The organism is Sphingomonas sp. NFX23, assembly GCF_049887795.1.
Classification (GTDB): Bacteria; Pseudomonadota; Alphaproteobacteria; order Sphingomonadales; family Sphingomonadaceae; genus Sphingomonas.
The window spans coordinates 27,220-53,471 of the sequence record NZ_JAGEKH010000006.1; the positions used below are offsets into that span (position 1 = coordinate 27,220).

Below are 26,252 nucleotides of genomic sequence, written 5' to 3' on the forward strand. Positions count from 1 at the left end.
CCGTTAAGTCATACGCATTTTGGCAGTGCGCTCGATACCGCGCAAGCGCCGCTGCTCTTGCCGTGCCGCCCGGCGTCGATAGGATACCCAAAGGGGACATTGGGGGGAAACGGCGATGCGGTTACGATCTGCAATTCGTGCGAGTGCTACCGTCTGCGTGGCATTTGGAATGCCGCCAGCGCAGGCAGCCCCCGACCCCGTCGGACCGACCGCCGCCGCCTTCGGCGCTCGTGAAGCCATCCGACAGATCAGCCTGTCGCCGGACGGCACGCACGTCGCGCTGGTCGTGCCCACGAACGGCCGCGGCGAAGCGCTTCAGATTGCCGATCTCGTCGCGGGCGGCAATCCGAGGACGATCCTGACCGCATCGGGAAACCCCGACCATCTCGCCGATTGCCATTGGTCGACCACGATCCGGCTGGTCTGTCAGATGGTCACCGTCGCCGACGATGGCTACAACATACTGGGTTTCAGTCGCGCGATCGCGCTCGATAGCGACGGCGGCAAGATGAAGATATTGACCGCATCCGACAACGCCCGCGCGCTGGACGTGATGCAGGACGGCGGCACCGTGATCGATTGGACCGCCGACGGTGCAACCGGATCGGTGCTGATGACCCGCAAGTTCGTACCCGAGGTGACCACGGGGACCCATCTAGCGAACGAGACAGACGGCCTGGGTGTGGAACGAATCGATACCGTCACGCTCGCCCGTCGAACGATCGAACAGCCGCGTGGCGGTGCGGTCGAATATATCAGCGATGGCCAAGGTGTCGTGCGGATCGTCGGAACGCGCGCCAAGACCGGTATCGGATACGATGCTGCCACCATCAGCTATTCGTATCGAAAACCCGGCGACCGTGGTTGGCAACCACTCGGCCGCCTGACGATCGGCGGAGATGGAGATACGGGCTTCAATCCCTATGCCGTCGATTCTGGTCTTAACGTCGCCTATGGTTTCGACGACAAGGACGGACGGACCGCGCTCTATAAAATCGCGCTGGACGGTAGCCTGAAACGCGAGGTCGTCCTTGCTCGAGCCGATGTCGACGTCGACCAGTTGATCAGGATCGGGCGACAGAAGCGCGTGGTCGGCGCGTCCTATGCTACCGATCGCCGCGAGACGGAGTTCTTCGACCCCGCGTTGCGGGCCCTCGCCGCGTCACTGCGAAAGGCACTGCCCGGCCAACCTCTGATCACGTTCGTCGACGCGAGCAGCGACGAAAGCAAGCTGTTGCTGTTCGCGGGCAGCGACGTCGATCCCGGTCGCTACTATCTGCTCGATCGGGCGACGCGAAAGATGGAGGAAGTGCTGCCCGCACGGCCGCAACTCACAAAGACCACGCTCGCCAGCGTCAAGCCGATCACCTTCCGTGCCGCCGACGGGACGATGATCCCCGGTTATTTGACCTTACCCGCCGGCAGCACAGGGAAAGGGCTGCCGGCGATCGTGATGCCACATGGCGGCCCCGGCGATCGGGACGAGTGGGGCTTCGACTGGCTCTCGCAATTCTTCGCGGCGCGCGGGTTCGCGGTGCTGCAACCGAACTTCCGTGGATCGACGGGCTATGGATCGGCTTGGTTCAAGAAGAATGGCTTCCAGTCCTGGCGGACCGCGATCGGCGATGTCGACGACGCCGGCCGCTGGCTGGTATCGCAGGGCATTGCTGCGCCGGACAAACTCGCGATCGTCGGCTGGTCGTATGGCGGCTATGCGGCACTGCAATCGTCGGTGGTGGATCCGGGTCTGTTCAAGGCGATCGTCGCGATCGCGCCGGTCACCGATCTCGATAGCCTTCGCGAAGAGTCGCGGAACTATAGCAACTTCAAGATGGTCGACGCCTTTATCGGGCAGGGCCCACACATTCGCGAAGGCTCGCCTGCGCGCAACGCCGACAAGATCAAGGTGCCGGTCCTGCTGTTCCACGGCGACAAGGACCGCAACGTCGGGATTGGCGAATCCCGGCTGATGGCGACCCGGCTGAAATCCGCTGGGGGCAAGGTCGAGCTGGTCGAGTTCGCCGGGCTGGATCACCAGCTTGACGACGCAAGTGCGCGGACGACCATGCTGACGAAAGCGGATGCATTCCTTCGCGCGTCACTCGGCATGTAGCGCAACGAAAAAGGGCGGCCCCCGCGGGACCGCCCTTTTCCTCGTATCAATAATACCGAAAGATCAGCGCGAGTAGAACTCGACGACCAGATTCGGCTCCATCTTCACCGGGTAAGGCACTTCGTCGAGCGTCGGGACGCGCGTGAAGGTGACCTTGGCCGCGCCGTCGGTGGCGACGTAATCGGGAATCTCACGCTCGGCGAGGCTCTGGGCTTCCATGACCAGCGCCATTTCCTGCGCCTTGGTGCCCAGCGTGATCTCGTCGCCGACGAAGCAGCGACGCGAGGCGATGTTGCACTTCACGCCGTTGACGCGGATGTGGCCGTGCGAAACGATCTGGCGTGCCGCGAAGATCGTCGGCGCGAACTTGGCGCGGTAGACGATCATGTCGAGGCGCTGCTCGAGCAGGCCGATCAGGTTCTGCGAGGTATCGCCCTTCAGACGCGCAGCCTCGTGGTAGCATGCACGGAACTGCTTCTCGGTCACGTCGCCGTAATAGCCCTTAAGCTTCTGCTTGGCGCGCAGCTGGATACCGAAATCGCTGACCTTGCCCTTGCGGCGCTGACCGTGCTGGCCCGGACCGTATTCGCGCTTGTTGACCGGCGACTTGGGACGACCCCAGATGTTCTCGCCCATACGGCGATCGAGTTTGTACTTCGCGCTTTGACGCTTCGACATAGTAAGTCCTTGGCAAATGCTAACAACGTTGTTCCCGGTATCGCTCTGCTGGCTGTACGAGACTGATGTCCAGACAGGGCAGGGCCACCGCTTCACCGGGGTGCAGGGCCATTGCGAAGGCGGGCGCCTAGACGGGGGGCGGTCCAGAGTCAAGCTGGACAGGCCGGATGGGGCTCGGCAAGAGACGGCGCATGACCATTCTCCCCGGCCCAGATTGCAGCACCATGACCGAGGTCCGCGCAGGCGTCGACGCGCTCGACCGCGACTTGGTCGCGCTGCTCGCCAGGCGCTTCGCCTACATGGACGCAGCCGCGCGCATCAAGCCGGAGCGCGGGCATGTGCGCGACGAGGGTCGGAAGACACAGGTGATCGACAATGCGCGGGCCGAGGCGGTGAGGCTGGGCGTTCCGGAGGCCGTGGTCGCGGATCTGTGGGAACGCCTGGTCGAAGCCTCGATCGCCTACGAACTCGCCGCCTTCGACCGGCGCTAGGCTCGCGGTCTCTTCCCCGCCAGCGACGACAACACCCCGCGGAGAGTCCGGATCTCCTGGCTCGACCAGCCCGGCTTCGTCAACAGCGTGCGGAGAGTCCGCCGCGTCGACTGCATCTTGTCGGGCAGGTGGAAGAACCCCGCCCCCATCAGCATCGCGTCGAGCTGCCCGATCATCCCGTCGAGCTCTTCCTGCGGTGCGGGCGGCATGATCGGGTTGATCGACGGCTGCGACAGCTCGCGCTCGGCGGTTAAGCCCTTCGACCATTCATATGCGACCAGGATCACGGCCTGGGCGAGGTTGAGTGAGCCGAATTCCGGGTTGATCGGCACCGTGATGATCGTCCGCGCGACCGCGACGTCGTCGGTTTCGAGGCCGGAGCGCTCGGGTCCGAACAGTATCGCGGAGCGGCCGGGGGCGGCGTGGATCTCGGTTGCGGCCTGTTCGGGGGTGACGACCGGCTTGGTCACGCCGCGTTTCCGCACTGTGGTGGCGTAGATTTGCGCGCAATCGGCGGTGGCGGCGGCGACGCTGTCGTAGACCTTTGCGTTCTGGAGCACGATGTCGGCACCGCTGGCGGCGGGACCGGCGGAGGGGTTGGGCCAGCCGTCGCGCGGGGAGACCAGACGCATTTCGGTCAGCCCGAAATTGAGCATGGCGCGCGCGGCCTTGCCGATGTTCTCACCGAGTTGGGGGCGGACCAGGACGATTACGGGGGGTGGAGTCGAGGCGCCGACCGCTCCAAGCCCGTCCGAGAGCACATCGCTGTCGCTAGCCACGTCCGTACCAATCATGTTTTCGTCAATCACGTCGCCAAATCCACCAATCTCGTCAAGCTCACCAAAGTCGTCCGGCACAACCAATTCATCGCGGTCGGCCAATCCGTCGTGCCCGCCAAGTCAACCTGCTCACCCACCCCACCCCGTTCGTCCTGAGTAGGGGCTGAGCGAAGCCGAAGACCCGTATCGAAGGATTTGCGCGAGAGTAAGCGCACCGCGTCCCAATCCCTGCCGCCAATGCTTCTTTCTTTGCCCGGGTCCAGCCTTTCAACTGGTGCTCGGCTTCCAGAGCCTCGATCCTGCTGGGGAAATCCTGCGACCACATCAGCGTCACCGGGCGCCGATCGTGCGTGTATCCCGGAAGCTCACCGTGCTGATGTTGCGCGATCCGGCGTTCCAGGGCGTCGGTGTGGCCGATGTAGTAGCTGCCGTCGGAACAGCGGAGCATGTAGGCGTAAAAGCTCATGCGACCTGTCCTTCGATACGGGCCTTCGCCGAGCTCAGTCCCTACTCAGGACGAACGGAAGAGGAGTGAGGAACCGTCGATAAGGTAAAGTTTGCGATGCTGCCAGTTGCGCGGACGCGAGCCGGGCAATGCGCGCGCATCACTCCGCTCGCCCGACCTCCTCAACACTCCCGGCAAAAGCCTCGAAGTCCTTCGCCTCGCTAAAATCCCGATACACACTCGCAAACCGGATATACGCCACCGAATCGAGCCCCTTGAGCCCGTCCATCACCATCTCGCCGATCCGCTTCGACGTCACGTCGTTCTCGCCCAGCGTTTCCAGCCGCCGCTGGATCCCACTCACCAGCTTCTCGATCCGTCCCGCCTCGATCGCCCGCTTCCGCGTCGCGATCGACAACGACCTGAGCAGCTTCTCGCGATCGAACGGCTCCCTGCGCCCCTCACTCTTCAGCACGAACAGTTCGCGCAACTGGATCCGCTCGAACGTCGTGAAACGCGCGGCGCACCCTTCGCATTGGCGCCGACGTCGGATCGCCGCCCCGTCTTCGGTGGGGCGGCTGTCCTTTACCTGGCTGTCTTCATGTCCGCAGAAGGGGCAGCGCATTCAGACCTTCTTCTTGCCCTTGTAATAGGCGTAGCCCGCGCCCGCGAGTGCGCCGAAGATCGGGCCGATTACCGGCACCGGGATCGCCACGACCGCGCCGAGTGCGCTCCACTTGGCCATGCTCTTGCCGAGGCCGGGGGTCGCCTTGATGTCGTTCTGGACGTCGTCGAACTTCGACATGCTGTTTATCCTTGATAGATCGGGAAGCGCGCGCACAGTGCACGAACACGCGTCCGAACGTCCGCTTCGACTTCCGGGTCCCCATGCTCGCCCTTTTTCGCGAGGCCGTCCAGCACGTCGGCGACCATATTGCCGATCTCGCGGAACTCCGCCGGGCCGAACCCGCGCGTCGTGCCTGCGGGCGAACCGACGCGGATGCCGCTCGTCTTGACCGGCGGCAGCGGATCGTTGGGGATGCCGTTCTTGTTGCAGGTGATCCCCGCGCGCTCCAGCGCCTCGTCCGCATCGCGCCCGGTTATGCCGAGCGGGGTTAGATCGATCAGCGCGAGATGCGTGTCGGTGCCGCCCGAGACTACGTCCGAGCCGCGCTCCTTGAGCGTCGCCGCCAGCACCTTCGCGTTCTCGACGACCGCGGCGATGTAGCTCTTGAAGTCGGGCTGAAGCGCCTCGCCGAACGCGACCGCCTTCGCCGCGATCACATGCATCAGCGGCCCGCCCTGCAGACCCGGGAACACCGCTGAGTTGATCTTCTTCGCGATCGCCTCGTCATTGGTCATGATCATGCCACCGCGCGGGCCCCGCAGAGTCTTGTGCGTGGTGGTCGTCACGACATGCGCATGGCCGAACGGCGTCGGGTGCAGGCCCGCTGCGACGATCCCGGCGAAATGCGCCATGTCGACCATGAAATACGCGCCGACCTTGTCTGCGATCGCGCGGAACTTCGCGAAATCGATGACGCGGGGATAGGCCGAGCCACCCGCGATGATCAATTTCGGCTGATGCTCGACAGCCAGCGCCTCGACCTGATCGTAGTCGATCAGGTGCGTAGTCGCATCAACACCGTACTGGACCGCATTGAACCACTTGCCCGACATCGCCGGCTTCGCGCCATGCGTCAGGTGACCGCCTGCATCGAGGCTCATGCCGAGGATCGTGTCGCCCGGCTTGACCAGCGCCAGCATCACCGCGCCGTTCGCCTGCGCGCCCGAATGCGGCTGCACGTTGACGAACCCGCAGCCGAAGATCTGCTTGGCGCGCTCGATCGCCAGCGTCTCGACCGTGTCGGACGGCGCACAGCCCTGGTAATAGCGCTTGCCCGGATAGCCTTCCGCGTACTTGTTCGTGAACACCGAGCCCTGCGCCTCTAGCACCGCCTTCGAGACGATGTTCTCGGACGCGATCAGCTCGATCTGCGTCTGCTCGCGCTCGAGTTCGGCGGCGACGCCGGCGAATACGGCAGCGTCTGCATCGGCGAGGCCGCGCGTGAAAAAGCCGTCGGGCTGGACGTCGTGGAGTTCGCGGGGCTGAGTGCTCATGCGGGGACCTTTAACTTGTCGACACGGAGTTGATGACGGCCGCCGGCGAATTCGGCGGACAGGAAAGCTTCGACGCACGCCTTCGCCATTTCTTCGCCGATCAGGCGGGCGCCCATCGCGATAGCGTTGGCGTCGTTGTGGATGCGCGCAAGGCTCGCCGACAGCGGTTCGGACACGAGCGCGCAGCGGCAGGCGGGATTGCGATTGGCAGCGATCGAAATACCGATCCCGGAGCCGCACAGCGCGATACCGCGCTCGGCTCGACCGTCGGCGATCGCCGACGCGAGCTTGAACCCATAGTCCGGATAGTCGACGCTGGCGGTGCCTTCGGGCCCGAGATCGAGCACGTCATGCCCTGCCTCGCGCAGCCAAGCGGCGAGCACCGCTTTCAACGAAACGGCGGCGTGATCGGACGCGATGGCGATGCGCACCTGGCGTATTCCTGTGACGGGAGATCGGGTGCCCAGCCCCCTACCCCCCCGAGCCGGAATTTGCCACACCTGTTCGCGGGCGCTTTCGTCAGGATGGCGCGTTAAGGTCGAGAATGACGTCGAACGAGACCGTGAAGGAGACATTCATGAAGGCCCTCACCCTGCTTGCCGCCGCCGCGCTGACCGCATGTTCCGGCCCGGCCCCCGATACCAGCAGCGACGGCAACATGACGTCCGCCGGATCGGTCGAACGCAAGGTCGCCGCTCCCAAGCCTAAACCGGCGCCCGACTACACCGGTCGCTGGATCGGCGTCGAAGGCATGGTCCTCGACGTCGCCCCGACCGCCACCGCCGGCCACTACGCACTGACGATGCAATGGGACCTCGACAACAAGGGCAAGTTCGACGGCATCGCGACCGGCGACACGATAGCGTTCGATCGCGGTGGCGTCCGCCAAACGCTGCGCCCGACCAACGGCGACGCGACCGGGCTCAAATACCTTTTCGGCAAAACCGACTGCCTCACCGTAAAGCCCGGTGAAGGCTATTGCCGCGACGGACTTAGCCGCTAGGTTCCCGCCCGTGACTATCGCACATGCCAACGCCGACGCCGCCCGCGCGCACCTCTCAGAAGTGCTCCTGCGCACCGGGCAAGAGGACCGCGAAGCGTTTCGCGAACTCTATACGCTGACCAGCGCGAAGCTTTTCGGGATCACCCACCGTATCTGTGGCAACGCCCAAGCCGCGGAGGATGTGCTGCACGAGGTCTATCTCACGATCTGGAAACGCGCCGGTGCCTGGGAACCCGGCCGCGCGAGCCCGATAACCTGGTTGGCGACGATCGCGCGCAACCGCGCCATCGACTGGCAGCGCGCACAGGGCGTCCGCCGCACGAGCCCGCTCGACGATGCGCCCGACGTCGCCGATCCCGGCGAGGGTGCCGAGGCAGGGATGCTGGCGAGCGAATCATCGCGCGAACTGATCGAGTGCCTGAACGGCCTCGAACCGCAACAGCGCGACGCGATCCGGACCGCGTTCTTCGACGGCATCACCTACGCCGAACTCGCGATCAAGCGCGCCGTGCCGCTGGGCACGATGAAGAGCTGGGTCCGCCGCGGCCTCGCCCGCCTGAAGGATTGCCTCGATGGTTGATCCGACCACCGATGCCGGCGTGCCTGAGGACATTGCCGCCGCCGAACTCGCACTCGGCCTGCTCGAAGGCGAGGAACGCGGAGCCGCACTTCGCCGCGTACTCGCCGAACCCGGTTTCGCCGCGCAGGTCGAATGGTGGCGGTCGCGCCTGGCGGTCTTGTTCGACCTCTGGCCCGAACACGCCGCGCCGGCGCATCTTGCCACCCGGATCGAAGCCAGTCTCGATGGCACGCCAGCCCCCGCGCAAACGAGCCGCTTCGCTTGGCCGGCGCTCGCCGCCGTCACCAGCGCGATCGCCGCATCGCTGTTGCTGTTCGTCATGGTCCGCCCAGAACCGACCGTGCCCGTCTCGCAACCGATCCCCGTCGCGCGCCCGACCAGCGTGCTCGTCGCGATGCTCGGCGACGCGAAGTCGCCCGTCGCCGCAGTGTACGATCCCGCAAACGGCGCGCTCCGCGTCGCGGCCGGTCCCGGCGTTCCGAACGCCCGCGTCGCGCAGCTCTGGGTGATCGGCGGCGACGGCGTGCCGCATTCGCTCGGCCTGCTCTCGGGCCGTCCGACCTCACTGGCACCCAAGGGCGTCGACCGCGGTCGCATAACCCCCGGCGCGACGCTCGCGATCTCGGTCGAGCCACTCGGCGGCTCGCCGACCGGCCTGCCAACCGGCCCGGTCGTCGCTACCGGCGTGGTCGCGCGCGTCTGATGCCCGTGCGACCTACCGCGACCGGCGGCATCCCGCCGATCGCGCGGCTGCTCGGGCTGAGCGGCCTCCTCCCGCAACTCGCGGCAGTCGCGCTGCTGCTGAGCGGCGATCCGCAAAGCCGGTTCTCCGCGCTGGCGATCGCCTACGCCTATGCCGCGATCATCCTGAGCTTTCTCGGCGGGCTCTGGTGGGGCTTGGCCGCGCGCGCCGACTCGCCGCCCCGCTGGCTGTGGTTCGCCAGCGTCGCGCCGTCGCTGATCGCGCTAGTCACCGCCTGGCCCTGGATGGTCGGCCTGCGCTGGCCCGGTCCCTCGCTGGTCGTGCTCGGCATCAGCCTGATCGCCGCGCTGCTCGTCGACCGCGCGCTGGTCCGCGCCGGCATCGCCCCGCCGGGCTGGATGGCCTTGCGCATACCTTTGTCGCTTGGTCTCGGCGTCCTGACGATGCTCGCCGCCGCGCTTTAAGGCCACGCCGCACGATTCGCGGGCTGGCTCGATTCATGGTACGAATCGGTCATGAATACATCCGCCGCGAGTCTCCGCACCGATCGGCAGGAAAAGGCGCGTTTCACCACCGCCGAGTTCCTGCGCATGGGTGAGTCCGGCGCGTTCGACGACATGAAGGTCGAACTGGTCGAAGGGGAACTCGTCCGGATGAGCCCGCCCCAGTTTGCGCACGCCTCGCGTCAGGCCAAGATCGCCATTCGCCTGTCTCGTCTATTTGCTGAGTCAAGAATCGTTGGCGAGGCCGGCGTCGATCTGGGTAACGATACGGTGCTTGGTTGCGACGTCGCCGTTCTACGCACGTCGGTCGAAGAAAACCGCCTATTGCTCGCCGCCGACTTCCTGCTCGTCGTCGAAGTCGCGGAAACGTCGGTCGCGCGCGATACCACGATGAAGCGCTTCGCCTATGCGCGCGGCGGCATTCCGCATTACTGGGTGGTCGATGGAAACCGGTCCGTGGTCCATGTCTACGCCAACCCCCTGGAAGGCGATTACACGCGGTTCCATTCGGTAGGTTTCGGTGAAACGCTAGACGTGCCGGGCGCTGACGGCTCGATTACGATCGACTGATCAGCGCTGCACCGCAGTGAGCGGGACCAGCCTCAAGCCGCCTTGCGCAGATCCAGGCGGCTCCAGATCTCCACCAGCGCATCCGTCAGTTCGCGCATCATCGCCTCAGTATGCGCAGGGCCCGGCGTGAATCGCAGCCGCTCGGTGCCGCGCGGCACGGTCGGATAGTTGATCGGCTGCACGTACACGCCGTATTCGGCGAGCAGCACGTCGCTGATCTTCTTCGCCTTGACCGGATCGCCGACCATCAGCGGCACGATATGCGTATCGCCAATCATCACCGGCAGCCCGGCGTCCTTCAGCATCGCCTTCAGCATCGCCGCCGACGCCTGCTGCCCCTCGCGCTCGACGCTCGAGCTTTTCAGATGCCGCACGCTCGCGAGCACGCCAGCGACCAATACCGGCGACAGCGAGGTCGTGAAGATGAACCCCGGCGCGTACGAGCGGATCACATCGACGATCGTACGATCGGCGGCGATATAGCCCCCCATCACGCCGAATGCCTTGCCGAGCGTCCCCTCGAGGATCGTGATCCGGTGCGCGACCTCGTCCCGCTCCGAGATGCCGCCGCCGCGCGCGCCATACATCCCGACCGCGTGGACTTCGTCGCAATAGGTCAGCGCGTTGTACCGGTCGGCCAGATCGCACACCGCGGAGATCGGCGCGATGTCGCCCTCCATCGAATACACACTCTCGAACGCAATCAGTTTTGGTGCCGCCGGATCTTCGGCCGCGAGGAGTTCTTCGAGATGCGCGAGGTCGTTGTGGCGAAACACCCGCTTCTCGCAGCCCGAATTGCGGATGCCCGCGATCATCGACGCGTGATTCAGTTCGTCGGAAAAGATGATGCACCCCGGCAAAACCTTTGCCAAGGTCGCCAGCGTGGCCTCGTTCGAGACGTAACCGCTCGTGAACAGCAAAGCCGCTTCCTTGCCGTGCAGGTCGGCGAGTTCGCCTTCCAGGTCGACATGGTAATGCGTGTTGCCGCCGATGTTGCGCGTGCCGCCCGAGCCCGCACCGACGTCATGCAACGCCTCTTCCATCGCCGCGATCACCTTCGGATGCTGGCCCATCGCGAGGTAATCGTTCGAGCACCAGACCGTGATCGGCTTCGGCCCGTTATGCCCGGCGAAGCAGCGCGCATTCGGAAACGCGCCCTTGTTACGGAGAATGTCGATGAAAACGCGGTAGCGCCCTTCGGCATGCAACCGGTCGATCGCCTGCGTGAAAACGCGCGAATAATCGACTCGCGGACCCTTGATCGAATCCGTTGCCGGAATGCCGTCGCTAATCATGGCCTTGGGCACTACGCCTCGCTTTCACTCGTTTCCAGCGCAATACCGCTCTTACGGTGATCGCTTTCCTCATCCTGGCAGCACATTGCCACGATGCGGCCGCGACGCAAGGTGGCACATTGTCCCAGGTCAGCGCTTAAAGCTGCTCGATCCTGCCAAACCCGTGCGCCGCCAGAGCCGGTCCGAGCGCGCGCTCCTCGTCGCCCAACCGGGTGAAGACGGCAACGCCCTCCCCCGCGCCCGACCATGATTCGCCCTGCATGAGATGCACGATCCGCCGCGCGATCCCCGGTCCACCATCGACGAAGCGTACATCGGGAGCAGCGGCCGCAAGCTCCGCTTCCACCAGTGGAAAATGCGTGCAGGCGTTGACGATCACGTCGATCGAATGGCCACCGGGTTGCGAAAACAAGCCGTCTAGCACCGCTGCATAACATTCCGGCGCGACGACTCGGCCGTGCAATTTCGCCTCGGCCATCTCGACCAGAGCCGCCGAGCCGTAACGCAGCACCGTGCAATCGCCCGCGAACTTCGCCGCTAGATCATCGACATACGCCTGCCGCACCGTCGCCTCGGTCCCCAGCACGCCGATCGTCCGCGTCTTCGACAGCAGCGCGGCGGGCTTGATCGCCGGCACCGTCCCGACCACCGGCAGGTCGAGCGCCGCGCGCACCACCGGCAGCGCGATCGTCGAGGCGGTGTTGCACGCGATCACGATCAACCGCGGCCGATACCGCTCCGCCAGCCGCCCCAGCAGCACAGGCACCCGCGCCGCAATCTCCGCCTCGCTTTTGGTCCCGTAGGGGAAGCCGGCCGAGTCGGCGGCATAGACGAACGGCGCATCGGGCAGCGCGGCGCGCGCCGGACCGACGATCGACAGCCCGCCGACACCGGAATCGAAAAACAGGATGGGGCGCGTGTCCATGCGCTGTCCTTAGGATGAATTAACCGGGTTAAACCAGAGCAACAGATTCCCCTCCCTAGAAGGGAGGGGTTAGGGGTGGGTCGGCTTCCGCATCCGCAAACCTCGCGACATGAGCCGACCTACCCACCCCCAGCCCCTCCCTTCCAGGGAGGGGAGCACGTCGGCCCTTGGCGTCCCTCGCTGAAATTCACGCCATTTGCCGTCAGCCCCGCGTCGTTTATAAGCCCCTCCAGAACGGGGGACATAGTTGCAGACGGAAATTCTCTGGGTCGCGCCCACGCTATCGCTCGTGCTGAGCTATCTGCTCGGCTCGATCCCGTTCGGTGTCATCCTCACGAGGCTCGGCGGCGCAGGTGATCTGCGGACGATCGGCTCGGGCAACATCGGCGCAACCAACGTCCTGCGCACCGGCCGGAAGGGTCTCGCCGCTGCCACGCTGCTGCTCGACATGGCCAAGGGTGCGGTCGCCGTGCTGCTGGTCGCACACCTGTTCCCCGGCAACGCACTGCTCGCGGCTGCCGGTGCGTTCATCGGCCATTGCTACCCCGTCTGGCTGAAGTTCAAGGGCGGCAAGGGCGTCGCAACCCTCATGGGCATCGTCGTCGCACTCCACTGGCCACTCGGGCTGGTCTACGCGGTCGTTTGGCTGGGACTTCTCGCAGGCCTGCGCATCTCCTCGGTCGCAGGCATGGCCGCAGCCCTCAGCGCGCCATTTGCCGCGGCCCTGTTCGGTCGCTTCGATCTCGTTTTGCTGCTCCTCGCACTCGCGTTGATCGTCCTGTGGAAGCACCGCGAGAACGTCGATCGCCTGTTCTCCGGCACCGAGCCACGCATCGGCCGCTCCAAACGACCACCGGGTGACTGACCCGACGGTCTCAAGACTTCGGCTCATCCGCACGACCGGGATCGGACCGGTCACCTATCGCCAACTCATCGCCCGCTTCGGCAGCGCCGACGCCGCGATCGACGCGCTCCCGATGCTCGCCCAACGTGGCGGCGGACGCGCGCCAAGAATCGCAGACGCCGCCCTCGCCGAACGCGAAATGGCCGCCACCGCAAGGCTCGGCGCACGCTACCTCTTCCTCGACGACCCGGACTATCCCCGCCTGCTCGCCGAGATCGAGACCGCACCCCCGGCCCTGATCCTCCGCGGCGACATCGCGCACGCCAGCCGCCCCTGCATCGCCATGGTCGGCGCGCGCAACGCATCCGCCGCCGCCTGCCGCTTCGCCCGCCAGCTCGCGCTGCAACTCGCAGAAGAAGGCACGACGATCGTCTCCGGCCTGGCCCGAGGGATCGACACCGCAGCGCACATCGGCGCGCTCGGCGCAGACTCCAGCGGCGCCACGATCGGCGTGATCGCCAGCGGCATCGACATCGCCTACCCGCCCGACAACACCGCGTTGCAAGAGCGCATCGCCACCGAAGGCCTCCTGCTCGCCGAACAGCCCCCCGGCACCGAGCCCAAGGCGCGCAACTTCCCCTCGCGCAACCGCATCATCGCCGGCCTCGCGATCGGCACCGTGGTGGTCGAGGCCGTCCCCAAGTCCGGCTCGCTCATCACCGCGCGCCTCGCCAACGAGTCCGGCCGCGAAGTCATGGCCGTCCCCGGCAGCCCGCTCGACCCGCGCGCGCAAGGCTGCAACCTGCTGATCCGCGAAGGCGCCACGCTCGTCCAATCGGCGGCCGACATCCTCGAACAGATCCGCCCGTTCGACCCGCGTTCGGTCCGCTCGCCGATCGATTCCTACGCCGCCTCGCCCCCGGAAGACGCGACCGATACCGAGCGCCGCAGGATCACCGACCTGCTCGGCCCCGTACCGGTGACGATCGACGAACTCATCCGCCAGTCGCACCTAAGCCCGGCGGTCGTCCAAACCGTGCTGCTCGAACTCGAACTCGGCGGCCATCTGGAACGTCATGCGGGCGGCCGAGCCAGCCTGCGCTGATCGTCCTGGTTTCAGGACGCCGCCAAGGCCACACTACCCTCAGCCTGCGAGTTCGCCATCCACGCCGCAGCCCAGTCCTTTGCCTCATGCGTCTTCGCGATTGCCGCGAGCAGCAGGTCCAGTTCGTGCTGGTGCGAGGCGATCAGGTTGAGGACATGAGGCTCCGGATCCGACTGGCGAAGAATGACGATGTTTTTGGCAAGGAACGAACACTTCCATTTCGCTATCGCGAGGTCATGTCTGGTCACGCTCTATCCTCCCCGTCCAGTGCAGAACATTGGCTCGCGCCTTCCAGCAACGATCCATCGTGATTACGCCGAACTGCAAGTCCTTGGCGAAACGAGGTATCCGGTTGCGGTAGCCAGGAAGCCGGACGAAAATTGTGCGCGCGACCAGATATAGCGGCCGGTGAAAGAGATGACTGAGGACCGTCAATTGTAACGATCTCGGCGCCTGATCTGATCGGACGCAACGAAAGGGATTGGTCTACTGTCATCATACCGACACGGATATTGTGCCAGCAGCGCCGGCATAATCCGGGAAATACCCCGCCCCCAGGAGCCCCTCTCGAAAAGCAGCGCCTGCGTCCTCATCTGCGTACTCCGCTCATACCCACCCCGGGTTGACGGCACCGCCCCTTCGTCCCCACCCTCGTACGCGTACACGTAAGGACCCCGGTTTCCCCATGCAGCTTGTCATCGTCGAATCGCCTGCCAAGGCCAAAACCATCGAGAAGTATCTGGGCAGCGATTACCGCGTCCTGGCCAGCTACGGCCATGTCCGCGATCTGCCGCCCAAGGACGGCTCGGTCGATCCCGACGATGCGTTCGCGATGACGTGGGAGAATTACGCGGACAAGTCGAAGCAGCTGAAGGCGATCACCGATCTCGCCAAGCTCGCCGACCGCCTGATCCTCGCGACCGATCCGGATCGCGAGGGCGAGGCGATCTCGTGGCACGTTCGTGAGGTCCTGCGGGCGCGGAAGGCGCTGCCGAAAGAGGTCGAGCGCGTCACCTTCAACGCCATCACCAAGGCGACCGTCACTGAGGCGATGAAGAACCCGCGCGAGTTGGACGACGACCTGATCGACGCGTACCGCGCCCGCCGCGCTCTGGATTACCTGGTCGGCTTCACGCTCTCGCCGGTGCTGTGGCGCAAGCTGCCCGGCGCCAAGTCCGCCGGTCGCGTCCAGTCGGTGTCGCTCCGGCTGATCGTCCAGCGCGAGCGCGAGATCGACGTCTTCAAGCCGCAGGAATACTGGTCGGTTACGGCCGAGATGGAGCATGACGGCACCGCCTTCACGTCGCGCCTGACGCAGTTCGAGGGCAACAAGCTCGACCGCCTCTCGATCGGCAACGAAGGCGATGCCCTGCGCGCGAAGCAGGCGGTGCTCGACGGCAATTTCTCGGTCCAGTCGGTCGAGACCAAGCCTGCCACGCGCAACCCACCGCCGCCGTTCACCACCTCGACCCTGCAGCAGGAAGCCTCGCGCAAACTCGGTTTCTCGGCCGATCACACGATGCGGATCGCGCAGGGCCTCTACGAGGACGGCACGATCACCTACATGCGTACCGATGGCGTGCAGATGGACGGCAGCGCGATCAGCGCCGCGCGTCTGGCGGTCGCGAACCGCTTCGACGCGAGCTATGTCCCCGACAAGCCGCGGCAATACCAGTCGAAGGCGAAGAACGCACAGGAAGCGCACGAAGCGATCCGCCCCACCGATTTCGGCAAGGACAAGGCCGGCGGCGGCGATCATGCGCGCCTCTACGACCTGATATTCAAGCGCGCGCTCGCCAGCCAGATGGCGTCCGCCCGCATGGAGCGCACCACGGTCGAGATGGCCGACGGCACCGGCCGCAACATCCTGCGCGCCACCGGCCAGGTCGTGCTCTTCCCCGGCTACCTCGCCTTGTACGAGGAAGGCTCGGATGACTCGGCCGACGAGGACGCCCGCCGCCTGCCGCGGATGCGCGAAGGCGATGCGCCCGCCAAGAAGAAGGTCGACGCTGAGCAGCACTTCACCCAGCCGCCGCCGCGCTTCTCCGAAGCCTCGCTGGTCAAGCGGATGGAGGAACTCGGCATCGGCCGCCCGTCCACCTACGCGTCGATCATTAAGACGCTGAAGGACCGCGCCTACGTCCGGATCGAGAAGAACCGCTTCTTCGCCGAGGAGAGCGGGCGCCTAGTGACGGCGTTCCTCGAGCGTTTCTTCGAGAAATATGTCGGCTACGACTACACCGCCGAGCTGGAAGAAGAACTCGACGACGTCTCCGGTGGCCGCGCGCAGTGGCAGTCGGTGCTCGACGCGTTCTGGCGCGATTTCAAGCCTCGCACCAACGAGGTGATGGAGCAGCAGCCCTCGGCGATCACGGCGGAGCTCGACACCTTCCTCGCGCCGTATCTGTTCCCGGCCAAGGCTGACGGCGGCGATCCGCGTCTCTGCCCGAACTGCGGCGAGGGCCAGCTGGCGCTCCGCGGCGGCAAGTTCGGCGCGTTCATCGCGTGCTCGAACTATCCCGAGTGCAAATACACGCGCCGCTTCGCGCAACCCGGCGGCGACGCCGAGGCGGATGCGGGCCCGTCGACGCTCGGCACACACCCCGACACGGGCCAGCCGATCGAGCGCAAATCGGGACGCTTCGGCCCGTACCTGCAGATCGGCGAAGGCGAAGACCGCAAGATGGCCTCGATCCCGAAGGACATCGGCGAGCTTAATTTGGAATGGGCGGTCAAGCTGCTGTCGCTCCCGCGGACAGTCGGCAACCACCCCGAGACCGGCGAACCGATCATATCCACGATCGGCAAGTTCGGGCCGTACCTGAAGCACGCAGGCAAATACGCCCGCCTCCAGACCACGGCAGACGTGTTCGAGACGGGCATGAATGCCGCGGTGGTGAAGCTTGCCGAAGCGGCAGCCGGCGGCGGCCGCACCGCGCGTGGGGCGCAGGCACCGCTCAAGGTCCTCGGCAACCATCCGCGCACCGAGGCCGAGATCAAGCTGATGGAAGGGCGTTACGGCGCCTACGTCACCGACGGCACCACCAACGCGACGCTGCCCAAGTCGATCGAAAAGGATCAACTGACGCTAGAGGAAGCCGCGTCGCTGATCGACGCACGCGCCGCCGCGGCGCCGGCGACGAAGAAGAAGAAAGCGCCCGCCAAGAAGCCAGCGGCGAAAAAGGCGCCTGCCAAGACGGCAATGGCCAAGGACGAGGCTGAGGCTGAGGCGAAGGCTCCAGCGAAAAAGGCTCCAGCGAAAAAGGCCCCCGCCAAGAAAGCCGTCCCAAAGAAGACAGCGGAAGCGTAACCTTTCGATCCTCCCCCGCTAGGGGGAGGTGGCACCGCAGGTGACGGAGGGGGAGGACACGAAACGACGGTCATCGCTTACCGCCCCCTCCGTCTGGCAAGTGCCAGACACCTCCCCCTGGCGGGGGAGGATACAGACGCTAGCCTAAGCAGCCCGGCGCTGCGTCAGCTGCATCCAATCCCGAGCAGCGCGCTGCGCCACCGAGATTTCCCGAGCGGTCATGTCCTCGGCGATCTCGGCACGACATTCCTGCGCGGCGATGTTCCCCGACACCGCCGCCAGGTTAAACCACTTATGCGCCTCGATCAGGTCGAGGACGACGCCCGACGTCCCCGTCGAATACACCATCCCCAGTTCGTAACACGCCCGGTCGTCGCCGCGCGCGGCATCTGCCAGACGGCGTTCCATTCCGATATTCGCGTTCTTGAGACTGCTACCCATGGTCTTGCCCCCAATGTTCTTGAAGGCAGACTGCCGTGATTCGGGCTACGAAATGGTTAATGGGTTAACGCTCGATTTTTACAACGCGTCTGGCGCATCGATGGCGATGTTATCGATCAACCGCGTCGCACCCATCCGCGCTGCCGCCAGCAACCGCCACGGACGACCCACTGCCGGCTTTTCCGCGAGCGTTTCGGCATCCGCCAGCGCGACGTAGTCGATCGTGAACCCCGCGCCGACCAACGCCGTCCGCGCATCGTCCAGCACTGACTCGACGTCCTCGCCCTTCGCAATCGCCCGCGCGGCGACACCCAGCGCACGCGGCAGGGCTACCGCCTGCTTGCGCTGTTCGTCGTCGAGATAGATGTTGCGCGACGACATCGCCAAGCCATCGTCGTCGCGCTGCGTCGGCACCCCGACGATATCGATAGCGAAGTCGAGATCCGCCACGAACCGCCGGACGACCGCCAACTGCTGGTAATCCTTCTCACCGAAATAGGCTGCGTCGGGCCCGACCTGGTTGAACAGCTTCGACACGACCGTCGCGACGCCGTCGAAATGGCCGGGTCGCGAGGCGCCGTCGAACCCATCGCTGACACCCGACACGCGCACCGACGTCGCAAAGCCATCGGGATACATCGTCTCGACCGACGGCAGCCAGAGCAGGTCGCACCCGGCTTCGTTGAGCATCCGGATATCCGCCATCTCGCGCCGCGGATAGCGCGACAGATCCTCGTTCGGCCCAAACTGCGTCGGGTTGACGAAGATCGACGCAACGGCCTTGGTCCCCGGCCGCTTCGCCGCCTCGATCAGCGCGACATGGCCCGCGTGCAGCGCGCCCATCGTCGGGACGAGCGCGACGCGCTGGCCGCCCGCACGGAAGGCGGCGACGCTTTCGCGTAACGCATTAAGGTCCCGGACGGTGTCCACGTGAAACTCCTACTCGATAAGTGCGGTCGCGGCTTCTATGAAGGGTGACTGTTACGATCAATAAGGAAACGCGCGTTGGCCACGGGCCCGGATTCTCCTCAAAGCTCAACGCACGTCCCCCCGTCGGCAACGACGCACGTGATCGTGTTCGCCAACGAGAAGGGCGGCACCGGCAAGTCGACGACCGCGGTGCACGTCGCGATCGCGCTTGCCGCCAAGGGTGCGCGCGTCGCGTGTCTCGATCTGGATCACCGCCAGCGCACCGTCGGCCGCTATCTCGACAACCGCGCCGAGACGATGAAGCGCAACGGCTCGATCCTGCCGATGCCGCGTCACGCGACGCTGTCGGAGCAGAGTGAAGACCAGTTCGAGGATCTGTGGCACTCGCTGTGCGAAGGCTCGGACTTCCTCGTCGTCGACACGCCGGGCCGCGACGACCCGTTCGCACGCACCGCCGCCGCGCTGGCGAACACGCTCGTCACGCCGATGAACGACAGCTTCGTCGACTTCGACCTGATCGGTCAGGTCGATCCCGAGACGTATCAGGTGACGCGCCCGAGCTTCTATTCCGAACTGATCTGGGATGCGCGAAAGCAGCGCGCACGCGCCGACGGCACGACGATCGACTGGGTCGTGCTGCGCAACCGCCTCCAGCATATTGAGGCGCGCAACATGCGCCGCGTGTCGGACGCGCTCGCGCAACTGGCGAAGCGCGTCGGCTTCCGGATCATCCCGGGGCTCGGCGAGCGCGTGATCTACCGCGAGATGTTCCCCGCTGGCCTGACGATGATCGATTCGAAGGCGTTCGGCAGCATGGGCCTCGCGCATGTCGCCGCGCGCCAGGAACTGCGCGAGATGATGGCGGCATTGCAGCTGCCCGAAGTGGTCGAGCAGGTTCCGGGCGTCGCTGCGTGAAGTGGATCGTCGCCGCCGTCTTCATCTGGCTGGCCTGGCATTACCTCCGCCCCAAGCCGAAACAACGCATGGTGACGGATGAAGCCGAAGCACGCTCGATCCTCGGCATCGACAGCAACGCGAACGCCGACGCGATCCGCAACGCCCACCGCCGCCTGATCGCCTCGGTTCACCCCGACCGCGGCGGCTCGACCGACCTGACCCGGCGAGTCAATGCGGCGCGCGATCTCCTCCTGAAGCGGACCCGGTAAAGGCTTGTTCTCCTGCGAACGCAGGAGCCCAGGGTTACGAACGCTATCGCTCTTGGCTCTGGGCCCCCGCTTTCGCGGGGGAACCGCAGCCCTAAAAATCGAAACGAGACCAGCGAGAGGCCAATGACCCACCAGTTCGACCCGACCTCGCTCCGCGAATACGACATCCGCGGGATCGTTGGCAAAGCGCTCGGCCCCACCGACGCCGTAGCGATCGGCCGAGGCTTCGCCACCCGCATCCGCGCCGCTGGGGGAACGCGCGTCGCGGTCGGTTATGACGGCCGCAACTCCTCGCCAGACCTCGAAGCCGCGCTCGTATCCGGCCTCGTCGCGGGCGGCGTCGACGTCGTCCGCATCGGCCTCAGCACCTCGCCGATGCTGTATTACGCCGAGGCGACGCTAGAAGTGGACGGCGGCATCCAGGTAACCGGCAGCCACAATCCCCCCGAATATAACGGCTTCAAGATAGTGCACGCCCACGCGCCATTTTTCGGCGACGACATCCAGGACCTGGCCGCGCTCGCCGCCTCGGGCACGTGGAGCGAAGGCGCGGGCGAAGTGACGGAAGCTGACGTGCTCGACGCCTATGTCGGCCGGCTGATGGCGGGCTATGCGGGCGGGGCGTACCGGATCGGCTGGGACACCGGCAACGGCGCCGCCGGCCCGGTGATCGAGAAGCTCGTCCAGCTCCTGCCGGGTGAGCATCATGTGATCTTCGCCGAAGTCGACGGCAATTTTCCCAACCATCATCCCGATCCCACCGAAGAGGCGAACCTCGCCGATCTCAAGCGACTGGTCGCGGAGAAGAACCTCGATTTCGGACTGGCCTTCGACGGCGATGGCGATCGGATCGGCGCAGTCGACGGCGCGGGACGCGTGATCTGGGGCGACCAGATTCTCTCCATTCTGGTCGAACCTGTCCTGCGCGAACACCCCGGCGCGCCGATCGTCGCCGACGTGAAGTCGTCGCAGGCGTTGTTCGACCGAATCGCCGAACTGGGCGGCAAGCCGGTGATGGCCGCCACAGGCCACAGCCTGATGAAGACCGCGATGACCCGCACCGGCGCACCGATCGGCGGCGAGTTGAGCGGGCACCTGTTCTTCGCGGGCGAATATTACGGGTTCGACGACGCGCACTACGCGGCAGTGCGGCTGATCCGCGCGGTGCATCTGTCAGGGCGCTCGCTGACCGAGTTGCGCGATGCGATGCCGGCGCTGGTGGCGACGCCCGACCTGCGCTTCCCGGTCGAGGACGCGCGGAAGTTCGCGGTGGTGGACGAGGTGATCGCGCGGTTGAAATCGGAAGGCGCAGCGATGGACCTGACCGATGGGGCGAGGGTGACGACCGCGGGAGGCTGGTGGCTCCTCCGCGCCTCGAACACGCAGGCGATGCTGACCGTCCGCGCGGAGGCGAAGGACCAGGCGGCGCTCGATGCGCTGCTGGCCGAGGTAGACGCGCAACTGGCGGCAAGCGGTGTAACGCGACGCTAACCGCGAGAATTGCACCACCCCGGCGAAGGCCGGGGCCCAATTGGAAAGGTGGATATAACGACGCGCTGCCCTCCGTTAGCAACGGCTCCCAATTGGGGCCCCGCCTCCGCCGGGGTGGTGCTGGTAGAGGGAGCGCTCGCAGAATTAGACGACTACCTCGCGGCGAGCAGTGAAGTGCAACTCTCTCCCCCGTCATTCCCGCGGAGGCGGGAACCCAGACTGGCTGGCCTCCCAAGGATCACGACCGTCCTGAGAATATGGATCCCCGCCTTCGCGAAAATGACGATGAGGTGGTGATAGTGGCGTTATGTTGGACGACAGCGACACATGATTGACTCACCGCCCCCCTCGCCTACCGTCCCGCCACCATCCCAAGGAGTCCCCCAGTGGAGCGCCCAGTCGATGAATTCCGCTCCAGCACGCGCCGCTGGCTGCTCGGCAGCTTTGCCGGATGGGGCACCCTCCTCACCTGTCTCGCCGGCATCGGCTTCGTCATCATCGGCGTCCGGTGGCTGAAAAACCGCAGCGCGAGCTACGAGATCACCGACCAGCGCCTCATCATCAAGCGCGGCATCCTGTTCAAGACCATCGACGAGATCGAGCTCTACCGGATCAAGGACGTCCGCCTCGGCTACTCCCTGCTCAACCAGATGACCGACATCGGCACGATCATCCTCACCTCCAGCGACCGCACGACCAGCGGCGGCGAGTTCACGCTCCGCGATATCCCGATGGCACGCGACCGTCGCGAAGGTCTCCGGAAACTGGTCGACCGCGCCCGCCAGCGCCGCGGCGTTCGCGAACTCGACGTCGAGGACTCATACGCGCTGGATTAAGCGCGCTTTTGTCCCCACATGGCGGGCATGGCGCCCCCCTATCCCAAGCCCAAACCCCAACCGCAGATGATCCGGGTCGTTGACCTGGAGACGACCGGCTCGGCCCCGCCCGCGCACGGCGTCTGCGAGATCGGCTGGCAGGACGTCGCACTCAGCGAGGATGGCCGCTGGGAGATCTACGGCGACGGCGGCAGCCTGCTCGTCAATCCCGGCCGACTGATCCCGCCGGTGACGCAGGCGATCCACCACATCCTCGACGAGCATGTCGCCGACGCGCCGTATTGGCATGACTGCGCCCGCCAGGTGCTCGACCCGTGGCCACGCCGTCTCGCACTCGCCGCGCACCGGGCGGATTTCGAGCAGAAATTCTGCACTCCCGCGCTGACCCGCGACGCCGAGTGGATCTGCACGTGGAAGTGCGCGCTGCGGCTCTGGCCCGACTCGCCGAGCTTCTCGAACCAGGTGCTGCGCTACTGGCGCAAGCCGCACGGCATGGAGCACGAGCGCGGCCTGCCAGCACACCGCGCGTTCCCGGACGCATACGTCACCGCGTTCCACCTGCGCGACATGCTCAACGAGGCGAGCCTTGCGCAACTGCTCGAATGGTCGCGTGATCCGGGGCTCATCCCCCGTGTCCGCTACGGCCCCGATCGCGGCAAGGAATGGTCCGAGCTCGATCACGAGACGCTGATGGCGTTCATGACCGACCGCGATCCCGACATCCGCTTCACCGCCAACCACGAGATGGACCGGCGCAGCGGTGGCGGCCGCGTCGGCAAGGCGAGCGCGCAGGACCTGCTGCTCTAAATCAATATCGTTGCGCTGGCGGACCCGGCAGTATCGCTGGCGTAACGACATCCGCCAGCCTACACCGCCCGTCCTATGGTTCGCGTACGCTTGAAACTGCCCTCTTCGGAAGGGCGAGTCGCACGTTGGCTGGTCGCGTTCATGACGCTCGGCTTCATCGCGCTGGCCGCCGCCGCGATCGCAATCGGCTGGATCACCGTCCGCAACCGCACCTACACCGCCGAGATCCTCCACACGCAGGACGTCCGCCAGGCAATCGCCACGCTCCAGATCCAGATGGAGCAATCCGAGACGGCGCGGCGCGGCTATATCCTGGCCGGCAAACCGCTGTTCGCCACCGCCTATGCGCGGACTGCGGGCAACCTCGTCCCGTCGATCCGCAAGCTGCGCCATCTGACCCGCGACAATCCGCGGCAGGGTGCCCGCCTCGACCTGATCGAGCCGCGCTTCGTCCAGTTGCGCGCGCTCCGGACACAATCGATGACCTTGGTAGCCACGGGTCGAATCGCCGAGGCGCAGCGTCGGTTCGCGGTCGATGCCAGCGTCCCCTTGATGCGTGGCATCCGCTACCGCACCCAGGCGATGGCCGCCGACGAAGTCCGCCTGCTCGCGATCCGCACCGAACGACAGGAACGCACCAGCGCGCTGTTCCTCTCGGTCGCCGGGCTCGCAGCAGCGCTGCTGCTGATCGTCGCGATCCTCGCGGTCCTGCTGATCCGCCGCTACACCGCCGACCTCGCCGCCTCGCGCGACAGCCTGCGCACCCTCAACGAAACGCTCGAGGAGCAGGTCGCCGAACGCACCGCCGACCTCAGCCGCGCGAACGAGGAAATCCAGCGCTTCGCCTATATCGTCAGCCACGATCTGCGCTCGCCGCTGGTGAACGTGATGGGCTTCACCGCCGAACTCGCCGCCGCCGCGGTGCCGCTCGCCGAGCTGGTCGATCGCACCGAAGCCGAGGCACCGCACATCCTCACCGAAGACGCGCGACTGGCGGCGCGTGAGGACCTGCCCGAGGCGATCGGTTTCATCCGCACGTCGACGCAGAAGATGGACCGGCTCATCAACGCCATCCTTAAGCTCGCGCGCGAAGGCCGCCGGACGATCGCGCCCGAGCATATCGACCCCGCGCAACTGGTCGACACAATCGTCGGCGCGATGCAGCACATCGTCGACGATCGCGGCGCCGTGGTCCGCGTCGAGCGGCCGATGCCCACGATCGTCACCGATCGCCTCGCGCTCGAGCAGATCCTGTCGAACCTGATCGAGAACGCCACCAAATACCTGAAACCGGGCCGCCCCGGCGAAATCACGGTCAAGGGCCATACCGAACGCGGGCGCGTGATCCTGTCGGTGGTCGACAATGGCCGCGGCATCGATCCGCGCGATCACCAGCGCGTGTTCGACCTGTTCCGCCGCTCGGGCGCGCAGGACCAGCCGGGCGAAGGCATCGGACTCGCGCATGTCCGCGCGCTCGCCTATCGTCTGGGCGGCACGATCGACGTACAATCGACGCTCGGCGACGGCGCGACCTTCCGGCTTAACCTGCCGACCCACATGACCATCCAGGACGCAGCATGAACGATCACAAGACCGTCGGTATCGTGATGATCGAAGATGACGAGGGCCATGCCCGCCTCATCGAGAAGAACATCCGCCGCGCCGGAATCCTGAACGATATCCGCCACTTCACCGACGGCACCACCGCACTCGACTTCCTGTTCAATGCCGCCGATGGCCCCGCCAAGAGCGGCCCGGCGATGATCCTGCTCGATCTCAACCTGCCCGACATGAGCGGGACGGACATCCTCGCGCGGATCAAGGCGGAGGGCAGCCCGCTCAAGCGCACGCCGGTCGTCGTGCTCACCACCACCGACGACAAAGTCGAGATCGAGCGCTGCTACGATCTCGGCTGCAACGTCTACATCACCAAGCCGGTCAACTATGAGAGTTTCGCCCAGGCGATCCGCCAGCTCGGGCTGTTCCTGTCGGTGATCCAGGTCCCCGAAGCCGAGTGAGCGAAACGCGCGTCCTCTACATCGACGACGACGCCGGCATCCGGCGGCTGGCGGCGCGTGCCCTGGAGCGCCGCGGCTACCGGATGACCGTTGCCGAGACGGGGGCCGAGGGCGTCGTTAAGGCCGCCGCAGAACGCTTCGACCTGATCGCGGTCGACCATTACATGCCCGGCATGGACGGCCTCGAAACCCTCGAAGCACTCCGCCGCCTACCCGATCCGCCCCCAGTCGTGTACGTCACCGGCTCAGAGGAAGGCCGCATCGCGGTCGCCGCGCTGAAGGCCGGCGCTGCCGATTACGTCGTGAAGACGGTCGGCGACGACTTCTTCGACCTGCTCGCCGCCTCGTTCGAACAGGTGCGCGCGCGTTCCATGCTCGAACAGGAAAAGGCGTCCGCCGAGGCCGATCTCCGCGCCAGCAACGCGCGGCTCGAGGCGCTGCTTGGCGAGGTCAACCACCGCGTCGCCAACTCGCTGCAACTTGTCTCAGCGATGGTCCGCCTCCAGGCGACCGCGCTGACCGACCCGTCCGCGCGTGAGGCACTGGAAGATACGCAGCGCCGCATCCAGGCGATCGCGCAGGTCCACCGCCGGCTCTACACCAGCAACGACGTCGAGAGCGTCGACATGCAGGAATATCTCGGCGCACTGGTCGACGAACTCGCCGAGACCTGGTCGACCGAAGCGCTCCCCCGCGCCTTGACCCTCGCCGCCGAACCGATCCGCCTGCCCACCGACCGCGCGGTGTCGCTTGGCGTCATCGTCACCGAACTCGTCACCAACGCGTGCAAATACGCCTACCCCACCGGCGGCGGCGAAGTCCGCGTCGCGCTCCGCCGGGTCGACGACGACGTCTTCCTGCTCGCGGTCGAGGACGATGGCTGCGGCATTCCCGAAGACGCCGTCCCGCGCGGCACCGGTCTCGGCACGAAGCTGATCCGCGCAATGGCGCAGAGCCTGCAGTCGATCGTCGAATACGACCCGACCCACACGGGCGTCCGCGCCACCCTCCGCGCCGCGGTACGCTAGCCTTCTAATCCTCCCCCGCCAGGGGGAGGTGGCGCCGTAGGCGGCGGAGGGGGAGGCACACGCAACAAGG

The 26,252-nt window shown here is 65.9% G+C and carries 30 protein-coding genes; 18 read left to right on the forward strand and 12 right to left on the reverse strand.

Annotated features, from left to right (window positions below; all coding sequences use genetic code 11):
• The first annotated feature begins 157 nt into the window (after positions 1-157).
• Positions 158-2,113, forward strand: a complete 1,956-nt coding sequence (locus J4O76_RS16425) for an alpha/beta hydrolase family protein (RefSeq protein WP_426282952.1) — start codon at positions 158-160, stop codon at positions 2,111-2,113.
• Between the two features lie 63 nt (positions 2,114-2,176).
• Here the strand turns inward: J4O76_RS16425 and rpsD are convergent, their stop codons facing one another.
• The gene (gene rpsD, locus J4O76_RS16430; RefSeq protein WP_056487297.1) at positions 2,177-2,791 is read right to left on the reverse strand and encodes a 30S ribosomal protein S4; all 615 of its coding nucleotides are present in this window, start codon (positions 2,789-2,791) and stop codon (positions 2,177-2,179) included.
• A gap of 191 nt (positions 2,792-2,982) precedes the next feature.
• On the opposite strand from rpsD, the gene J4O76_RS16435 reads away from it, so the two are divergent.
• Positions 2,983-3,282, forward strand: a complete 300-nt coding sequence (locus J4O76_RS16435) for a chorismate mutase (RefSeq protein WP_426282953.1) — start codon at positions 2,983-2,985, stop codon at positions 3,280-3,282.
• Here J4O76_RS16435 and J4O76_RS16440 read toward each other — a convergent pair.
• The 6 genes from J4O76_RS16440 to rpiB form a co-directional block, all read right to left on the reverse strand.
• The gene (locus J4O76_RS16440; RefSeq protein ID WP_426283482.1) at positions 3,279-4,076 is read right to left on the reverse strand and encodes an RNA methyltransferase; all 798 of its coding nucleotides are present in this window, start codon (positions 4,074-4,076) and stop codon (positions 3,279-3,281) included. The genes J4O76_RS16435 and J4O76_RS16440 overlap by 4 nt on opposite strands.
• Positions 4,077-4,146: 70 nt before the next feature.
• Positions 4,147-4,527 (reverse strand): GIY-YIG nuclease family protein, encoded by a 381-nt coding sequence (locus tag J4O76_RS16445; RefSeq protein ID WP_426282954.1) that lies wholly within the window; start codon positions 4,525-4,527, stop codon positions 4,147-4,149.
• 139 nt (positions 4,528-4,666) lie between these two features.
• Positions 4,667-5,131, reverse strand: coding sequence for a transcriptional regulator NrdR (nrdR, locus tag J4O76_RS16450; protein WP_056487307.1), 465 nt, complete (start codon positions 5,129-5,131; stop codon positions 4,667-4,669).
• On the reverse strand, positions 5,132-5,311 hold the full coding sequence (locus J4O76_RS16455) for a hypothetical protein (protein ID WP_056053298.1): 180 nt from the start codon (positions 5,309-5,311) through the stop codon (positions 5,132-5,134).
• A gap of 5 nt (positions 5,312-5,316) precedes the next feature.
• Positions 5,317-6,627, reverse strand: coding sequence for a serine hydroxymethyltransferase (locus J4O76_RS16460; RefSeq protein ID WP_426282955.1), 1,311 nt, complete (start codon positions 6,625-6,627; stop codon positions 5,317-5,319).
• Positions 6,624-7,058 (reverse strand): ribose 5-phosphate isomerase B, encoded by a 435-nt coding sequence (rpiB, locus tag J4O76_RS16465; RefSeq protein WP_192977141.1) that lies wholly within the window; start codon positions 7,056-7,058, stop codon positions 6,624-6,626. The genes J4O76_RS16460 and rpiB overlap by 4 nt, the downstream gene beginning before the upstream one ends.
• Before the next feature lie 146 nt (positions 7,059-7,204).
• Here rpiB and J4O76_RS16470 point away from each other — a divergent pair, with 146 nt between their 5' ends.
• The 5 genes from J4O76_RS16470 to J4O76_RS16490 are packed head-to-tail and all read left to right on the forward strand — an operon-like array spanning position 7,205 to position 9,986.
• The gene (locus J4O76_RS16470; RefSeq protein WP_426282956.1) at positions 7,205-7,630 is read left to right on the forward strand and encodes a hypothetical protein; all 426 of its coding nucleotides are present in this window, start codon (positions 7,205-7,207) and stop codon (positions 7,628-7,630) included.
• Between the two features lie 10 nt (positions 7,631-7,640).
• Positions 7,641-8,210, forward strand: a complete 570-nt coding sequence (locus tag J4O76_RS16475) for a sigma-70 family RNA polymerase sigma factor (protein WP_426282957.1) — start codon at positions 7,641-7,643, stop codon at positions 8,208-8,210.
• Positions 8,203-8,913: an anti-sigma factor gene (locus tag J4O76_RS16480; RefSeq protein ID WP_426282958.1), complete on the forward strand. Its 711-nt coding sequence runs from the start codon at positions 8,203-8,205 to the stop codon at positions 8,911-8,913. Before J4O76_RS16475 ends, J4O76_RS16480 begins: the two co-directional genes overlap by 8 nt.
• Positions 8,913-9,377, forward strand: coding sequence for a DUF3429 domain-containing protein (locus tag J4O76_RS16485; protein ID WP_426282959.1), 465 nt, complete (start codon positions 8,913-8,915; stop codon positions 9,375-9,377). Before J4O76_RS16480 ends, J4O76_RS16485 begins: the two co-directional genes overlap by 1 nt.
• Positions 9,378-9,428: 51 nt before the next feature.
• On the forward strand, positions 9,429-9,986 hold the full coding sequence (locus tag J4O76_RS16490) for a Uma2 family endonuclease (RefSeq protein ID WP_426282960.1): 558 nt from the start codon (positions 9,429-9,431) through the stop codon (positions 9,984-9,986).
• Positions 9,987-10,018: 32 nt separating this feature from the next.
• On the opposite strand, the gene hemA is transcribed toward J4O76_RS16490, so the two are convergent.
• Positions 10,019-11,281, reverse strand: coding sequence for a 5-aminolevulinate synthase (gene hemA / locus J4O76_RS16495; protein ID WP_056066301.1), 1,263 nt, complete (start codon positions 11,279-11,281; stop codon positions 10,019-10,021).
• A 136-nt stretch (positions 11,282-11,417) separates the two neighbouring features.
• Positions 11,418-12,206, reverse strand: coding sequence for a glutamate racemase (gene murI / locus J4O76_RS16500; protein WP_426282961.1), 789 nt, complete (start codon positions 12,204-12,206; stop codon positions 11,418-11,420).
• A gap of 247 nt (positions 12,207-12,453) precedes the next feature.
• On the opposite strand from murI, the gene plsY reads away from it, so the two are divergent.
• Together plsY and dprA are read left to right on the forward strand one after the other, a co-directional pair.
• Positions 12,454-13,071 (forward strand): glycerol-3-phosphate 1-O-acyltransferase PlsY, encoded by a 618-nt coding sequence (gene plsY, locus J4O76_RS16505; protein WP_056066307.1) that lies wholly within the window; start codon positions 12,454-12,456, stop codon positions 13,069-13,071.
• Positions 13,064-14,155, forward strand: coding sequence for a DNA-processing protein DprA (gene dprA, locus J4O76_RS16510; protein WP_426282962.1), 1,092 nt, complete (start codon positions 13,064-13,066; stop codon positions 14,153-14,155). Before plsY ends, dprA begins: the two co-directional genes overlap by 8 nt.
• An 11-nt stretch (positions 14,156-14,166) precedes the next feature.
• Here the strand turns inward: dprA and J4O76_RS16515 are convergent, their stop codons facing one another.
• Positions 14,167-14,403 carry a hypothetical protein gene (locus J4O76_RS16515; protein WP_426282963.1) on the reverse strand — a complete coding sequence of 79 codons (237 nt, stop codon included), beginning with the start codon at positions 14,401-14,403 and terminating at the stop codon, positions 14,167-14,169.
• Positions 14,404-14,840: 437 nt separating this feature from the next.
• Here J4O76_RS16515 and topA point away from each other — a divergent pair, with 437 nt between their 5' ends.
• Positions 14,841-17,465 (forward strand): type I DNA topoisomerase, encoded by a 2,625-nt coding sequence (gene topA / locus J4O76_RS16520; RefSeq protein WP_426282964.1) that lies wholly within the window; start codon positions 14,841-14,843, stop codon positions 17,463-17,465.
• Positions 17,466-17,609: 144 nt separating this feature from the next.
• Here topA and J4O76_RS16525 read toward each other — a convergent pair whose 3' ends face one another.
• Together J4O76_RS16525 and panC are read right to left on the reverse strand one after the other, a co-directional pair.
• On the reverse strand, positions 17,610-17,906 hold the full coding sequence (locus tag J4O76_RS16525) for a hypothetical protein (protein ID WP_426282965.1): 297 nt from the start codon (positions 17,904-17,906) through the stop codon (positions 17,610-17,612).
• A gap of 78 nt (positions 17,907-17,984) precedes the next feature.
• A complete protein-coding gene (panC, locus tag J4O76_RS16530; RefSeq protein ID WP_426282966.1) occupies positions 17,985-18,836 on the reverse strand; it encodes a pantoate--beta-alanine ligase in 852 nt (283 codons plus the stop codon).
• Positions 18,837-18,911: 75 nt separating this feature from the next.
• Between panC and J4O76_RS16535 the strand changes: the two genes are divergently transcribed.
• The 8 genes from J4O76_RS16535 to J4O76_RS16570 all read left to right on the forward strand — a co-directional run bounded on the left by J4O76_RS16535 (position 18,912) and on the right by J4O76_RS16570 (position 26,182).
• Positions 18,912-19,751 (forward strand): division plane positioning ATPase MipZ, encoded by an 840-nt coding sequence (locus J4O76_RS16535; protein WP_426282967.1) that lies wholly within the window; start codon positions 18,912-18,914, stop codon positions 19,749-19,751.
• On the forward strand, positions 19,748-20,002 hold the full coding sequence (locus J4O76_RS16540; RefSeq protein WP_426282968.1) for a DnaJ domain-containing protein: 255 nt from the start codon (positions 19,748-19,750) through the stop codon (positions 20,000-20,002). Before J4O76_RS16535 ends, J4O76_RS16540 begins: the two co-directional genes overlap by 4 nt.
• 123 nt (positions 20,003-20,125) lie before the next feature.
• Positions 20,126-21,493, forward strand: a complete 1,368-nt coding sequence (pgmG, locus tag J4O76_RS16545; RefSeq protein WP_426282969.1) for a phosphoglucomutase/phosphomannomutase PgmG — start codon at positions 20,126-20,128, stop codon at positions 21,491-21,493.
• 386 nt (positions 21,494-21,879) lie between these two features.
• Positions 21,880-22,329: a PH domain-containing protein gene (locus J4O76_RS16550; protein ID WP_426282970.1), complete on the forward strand. Its 450-nt coding sequence runs from the start codon at positions 21,880-21,882 to the stop codon at positions 22,327-22,329.
• 27 nt (positions 22,330-22,356) lie between these two features.
• Positions 22,357-23,136 carry an exonuclease domain-containing protein gene (locus J4O76_RS16555; protein WP_426282971.1) on the forward strand — a complete coding sequence of 260 codons (780 nt, stop codon included), beginning with the start codon at positions 22,357-22,359 and terminating at the stop codon, positions 23,134-23,136.
• Positions 23,137-23,226: 90 nt separating this feature from the next.
• Positions 23,227-24,717 (forward strand): sensor histidine kinase, encoded by a 1,491-nt coding sequence (locus J4O76_RS16560; protein WP_426282972.1) that lies wholly within the window; start codon positions 23,227-23,229, stop codon positions 24,715-24,717.
• On the forward strand, positions 24,714-25,154 hold the full coding sequence (locus J4O76_RS16565; RefSeq protein WP_056053360.1) for a response regulator: 441 nt from the start codon (positions 24,714-24,716) through the stop codon (positions 25,152-25,154). The genes J4O76_RS16560 and J4O76_RS16565 overlap by 4 nt, the downstream gene beginning before the upstream one ends.
• Positions 25,151-26,182 carry a sensor histidine kinase gene (locus tag J4O76_RS16570; RefSeq protein ID WP_426282973.1) on the forward strand — a complete coding sequence of 344 codons (1,032 nt, stop codon included), beginning with the start codon at positions 25,151-25,153 and terminating at the stop codon, positions 26,180-26,182. The genes J4O76_RS16565 and J4O76_RS16570 overlap by 4 nt, the downstream gene beginning before the upstream one ends.
• Positions 26,183-26,252 lie beyond the last annotated feature (70 nt).

What these genes read in the sequence shown, in the direction of transcription:
- J4O76_RS16490 (WP_426282960.1), top strand. Translation starts at nt 9,429, where the DNA reads ATGAATACATCCGCCGCGAGTCTCCGCACCGATCGGCAGGAAAAGGCG.
- rpsD (WP_056487297.1), bottom strand. Translation starts at nt 2,791, where the DNA reads ATGTCGAAGCGTCAAAGCGCGAAGTACAAACTCGATCGCCGTATGGGC.
- J4O76_RS16565 (WP_056053360.1), top strand. Translation starts at nt 24,714, where the DNA reads ATGAACGATCACAAGACCGTCGGTATCGTGATGATCGAAGATGACGAG.
- J4O76_RS16555 (WP_426282971.1), top strand. Translation starts at nt 22,357, where the DNA reads ATGGCGCCCCCCTATCCCAAGCCCAAACCCCAACCGCAGATGATCCGG.
- topA (WP_426282964.1), top strand. Translation starts at nt 14,841, where the DNA reads ATGCAGCTTGTCATCGTCGAATCGCCTGCCAAGGCCAAAACCATCGAG.
- nrdR (WP_056487307.1), bottom strand. Translation starts at nt 5,131, where the DNA reads ATGCGCTGCCCCTTCTGCGGACATGAAGACAGCCAGGTAAAGGACAGC.
- hemA (WP_056066301.1), bottom strand. Translation starts at nt 11,281, where the DNA reads ATGATTAGCGACGGCATTCCGGCAACGGATTCGATCAAGGGTCCGCGA.
- J4O76_RS16455 (WP_056053298.1), bottom strand. Translation starts at nt 5,311, where the DNA reads ATGTCGAAGTTCGACGACGTCCAGAACGACATCAAGGCGACCCCCGGC.
- J4O76_RS16435 (WP_426282953.1), top strand. Translation starts at nt 2,983, where the DNA reads ATGACCATTCTCCCCGGCCCAGATTGCAGCACCATGACCGAGGTCCGC.
- murI (WP_426282961.1), bottom strand. Translation starts at nt 12,206, where the DNA reads ATGGACACGCGCCCCATCCTGTTTTTCGATTCCGGTGTCGGCGGGCTG.
- J4O76_RS16480 (WP_426282958.1), top strand. Translation starts at nt 8,203, where the DNA reads ATGGTTGATCCGACCACCGATGCCGGCGTGCCTGAGGACATTGCCGCC.
- pgmG (WP_426282969.1), top strand. Translation starts at nt 20,126, where the DNA reads ATGACCCACCAGTTCGACCCGACCTCGCTCCGCGAATACGACATCCGC.
- J4O76_RS16525 (WP_426282965.1), bottom strand. Translation starts at nt 17,906, where the DNA reads ATGGGTAGCAGTCTCAAGAACGCGAATATCGGAATGGAACGCCGTCTG.
- J4O76_RS16445 (WP_426282954.1), bottom strand. Translation starts at nt 4,527, where the DNA reads ATGAGCTTTTACGCCTACATGCTCCGCTGTTCCGACGGCAGCTACTAC.
- J4O76_RS16460 (WP_426282955.1), bottom strand. Translation starts at nt 6,627, where the DNA reads ATGAGCACTCAGCCCCGCGAACTCCACGACGTCCAGCCCGACGGCTTT.
- J4O76_RS16485 (WP_426282959.1), top strand. Translation starts at nt 8,913, where the DNA reads ATGCCCGTGCGACCTACCGCGACCGGCGGCATCCCGCCGATCGCGCGG.
- J4O76_RS16440 (WP_426283482.1), bottom strand. Translation starts at nt 4,076, where the DNA reads ATGATTGGTACGGACGTGGCTAGCGACAGCGATGTGCTCTCGGACGGG.
- J4O76_RS16470 (WP_426282956.1), top strand. Translation starts at nt 7,205, where the DNA reads ATGAAGGCCCTCACCCTGCTTGCCGCCGCCGCGCTGACCGCATGTTCC.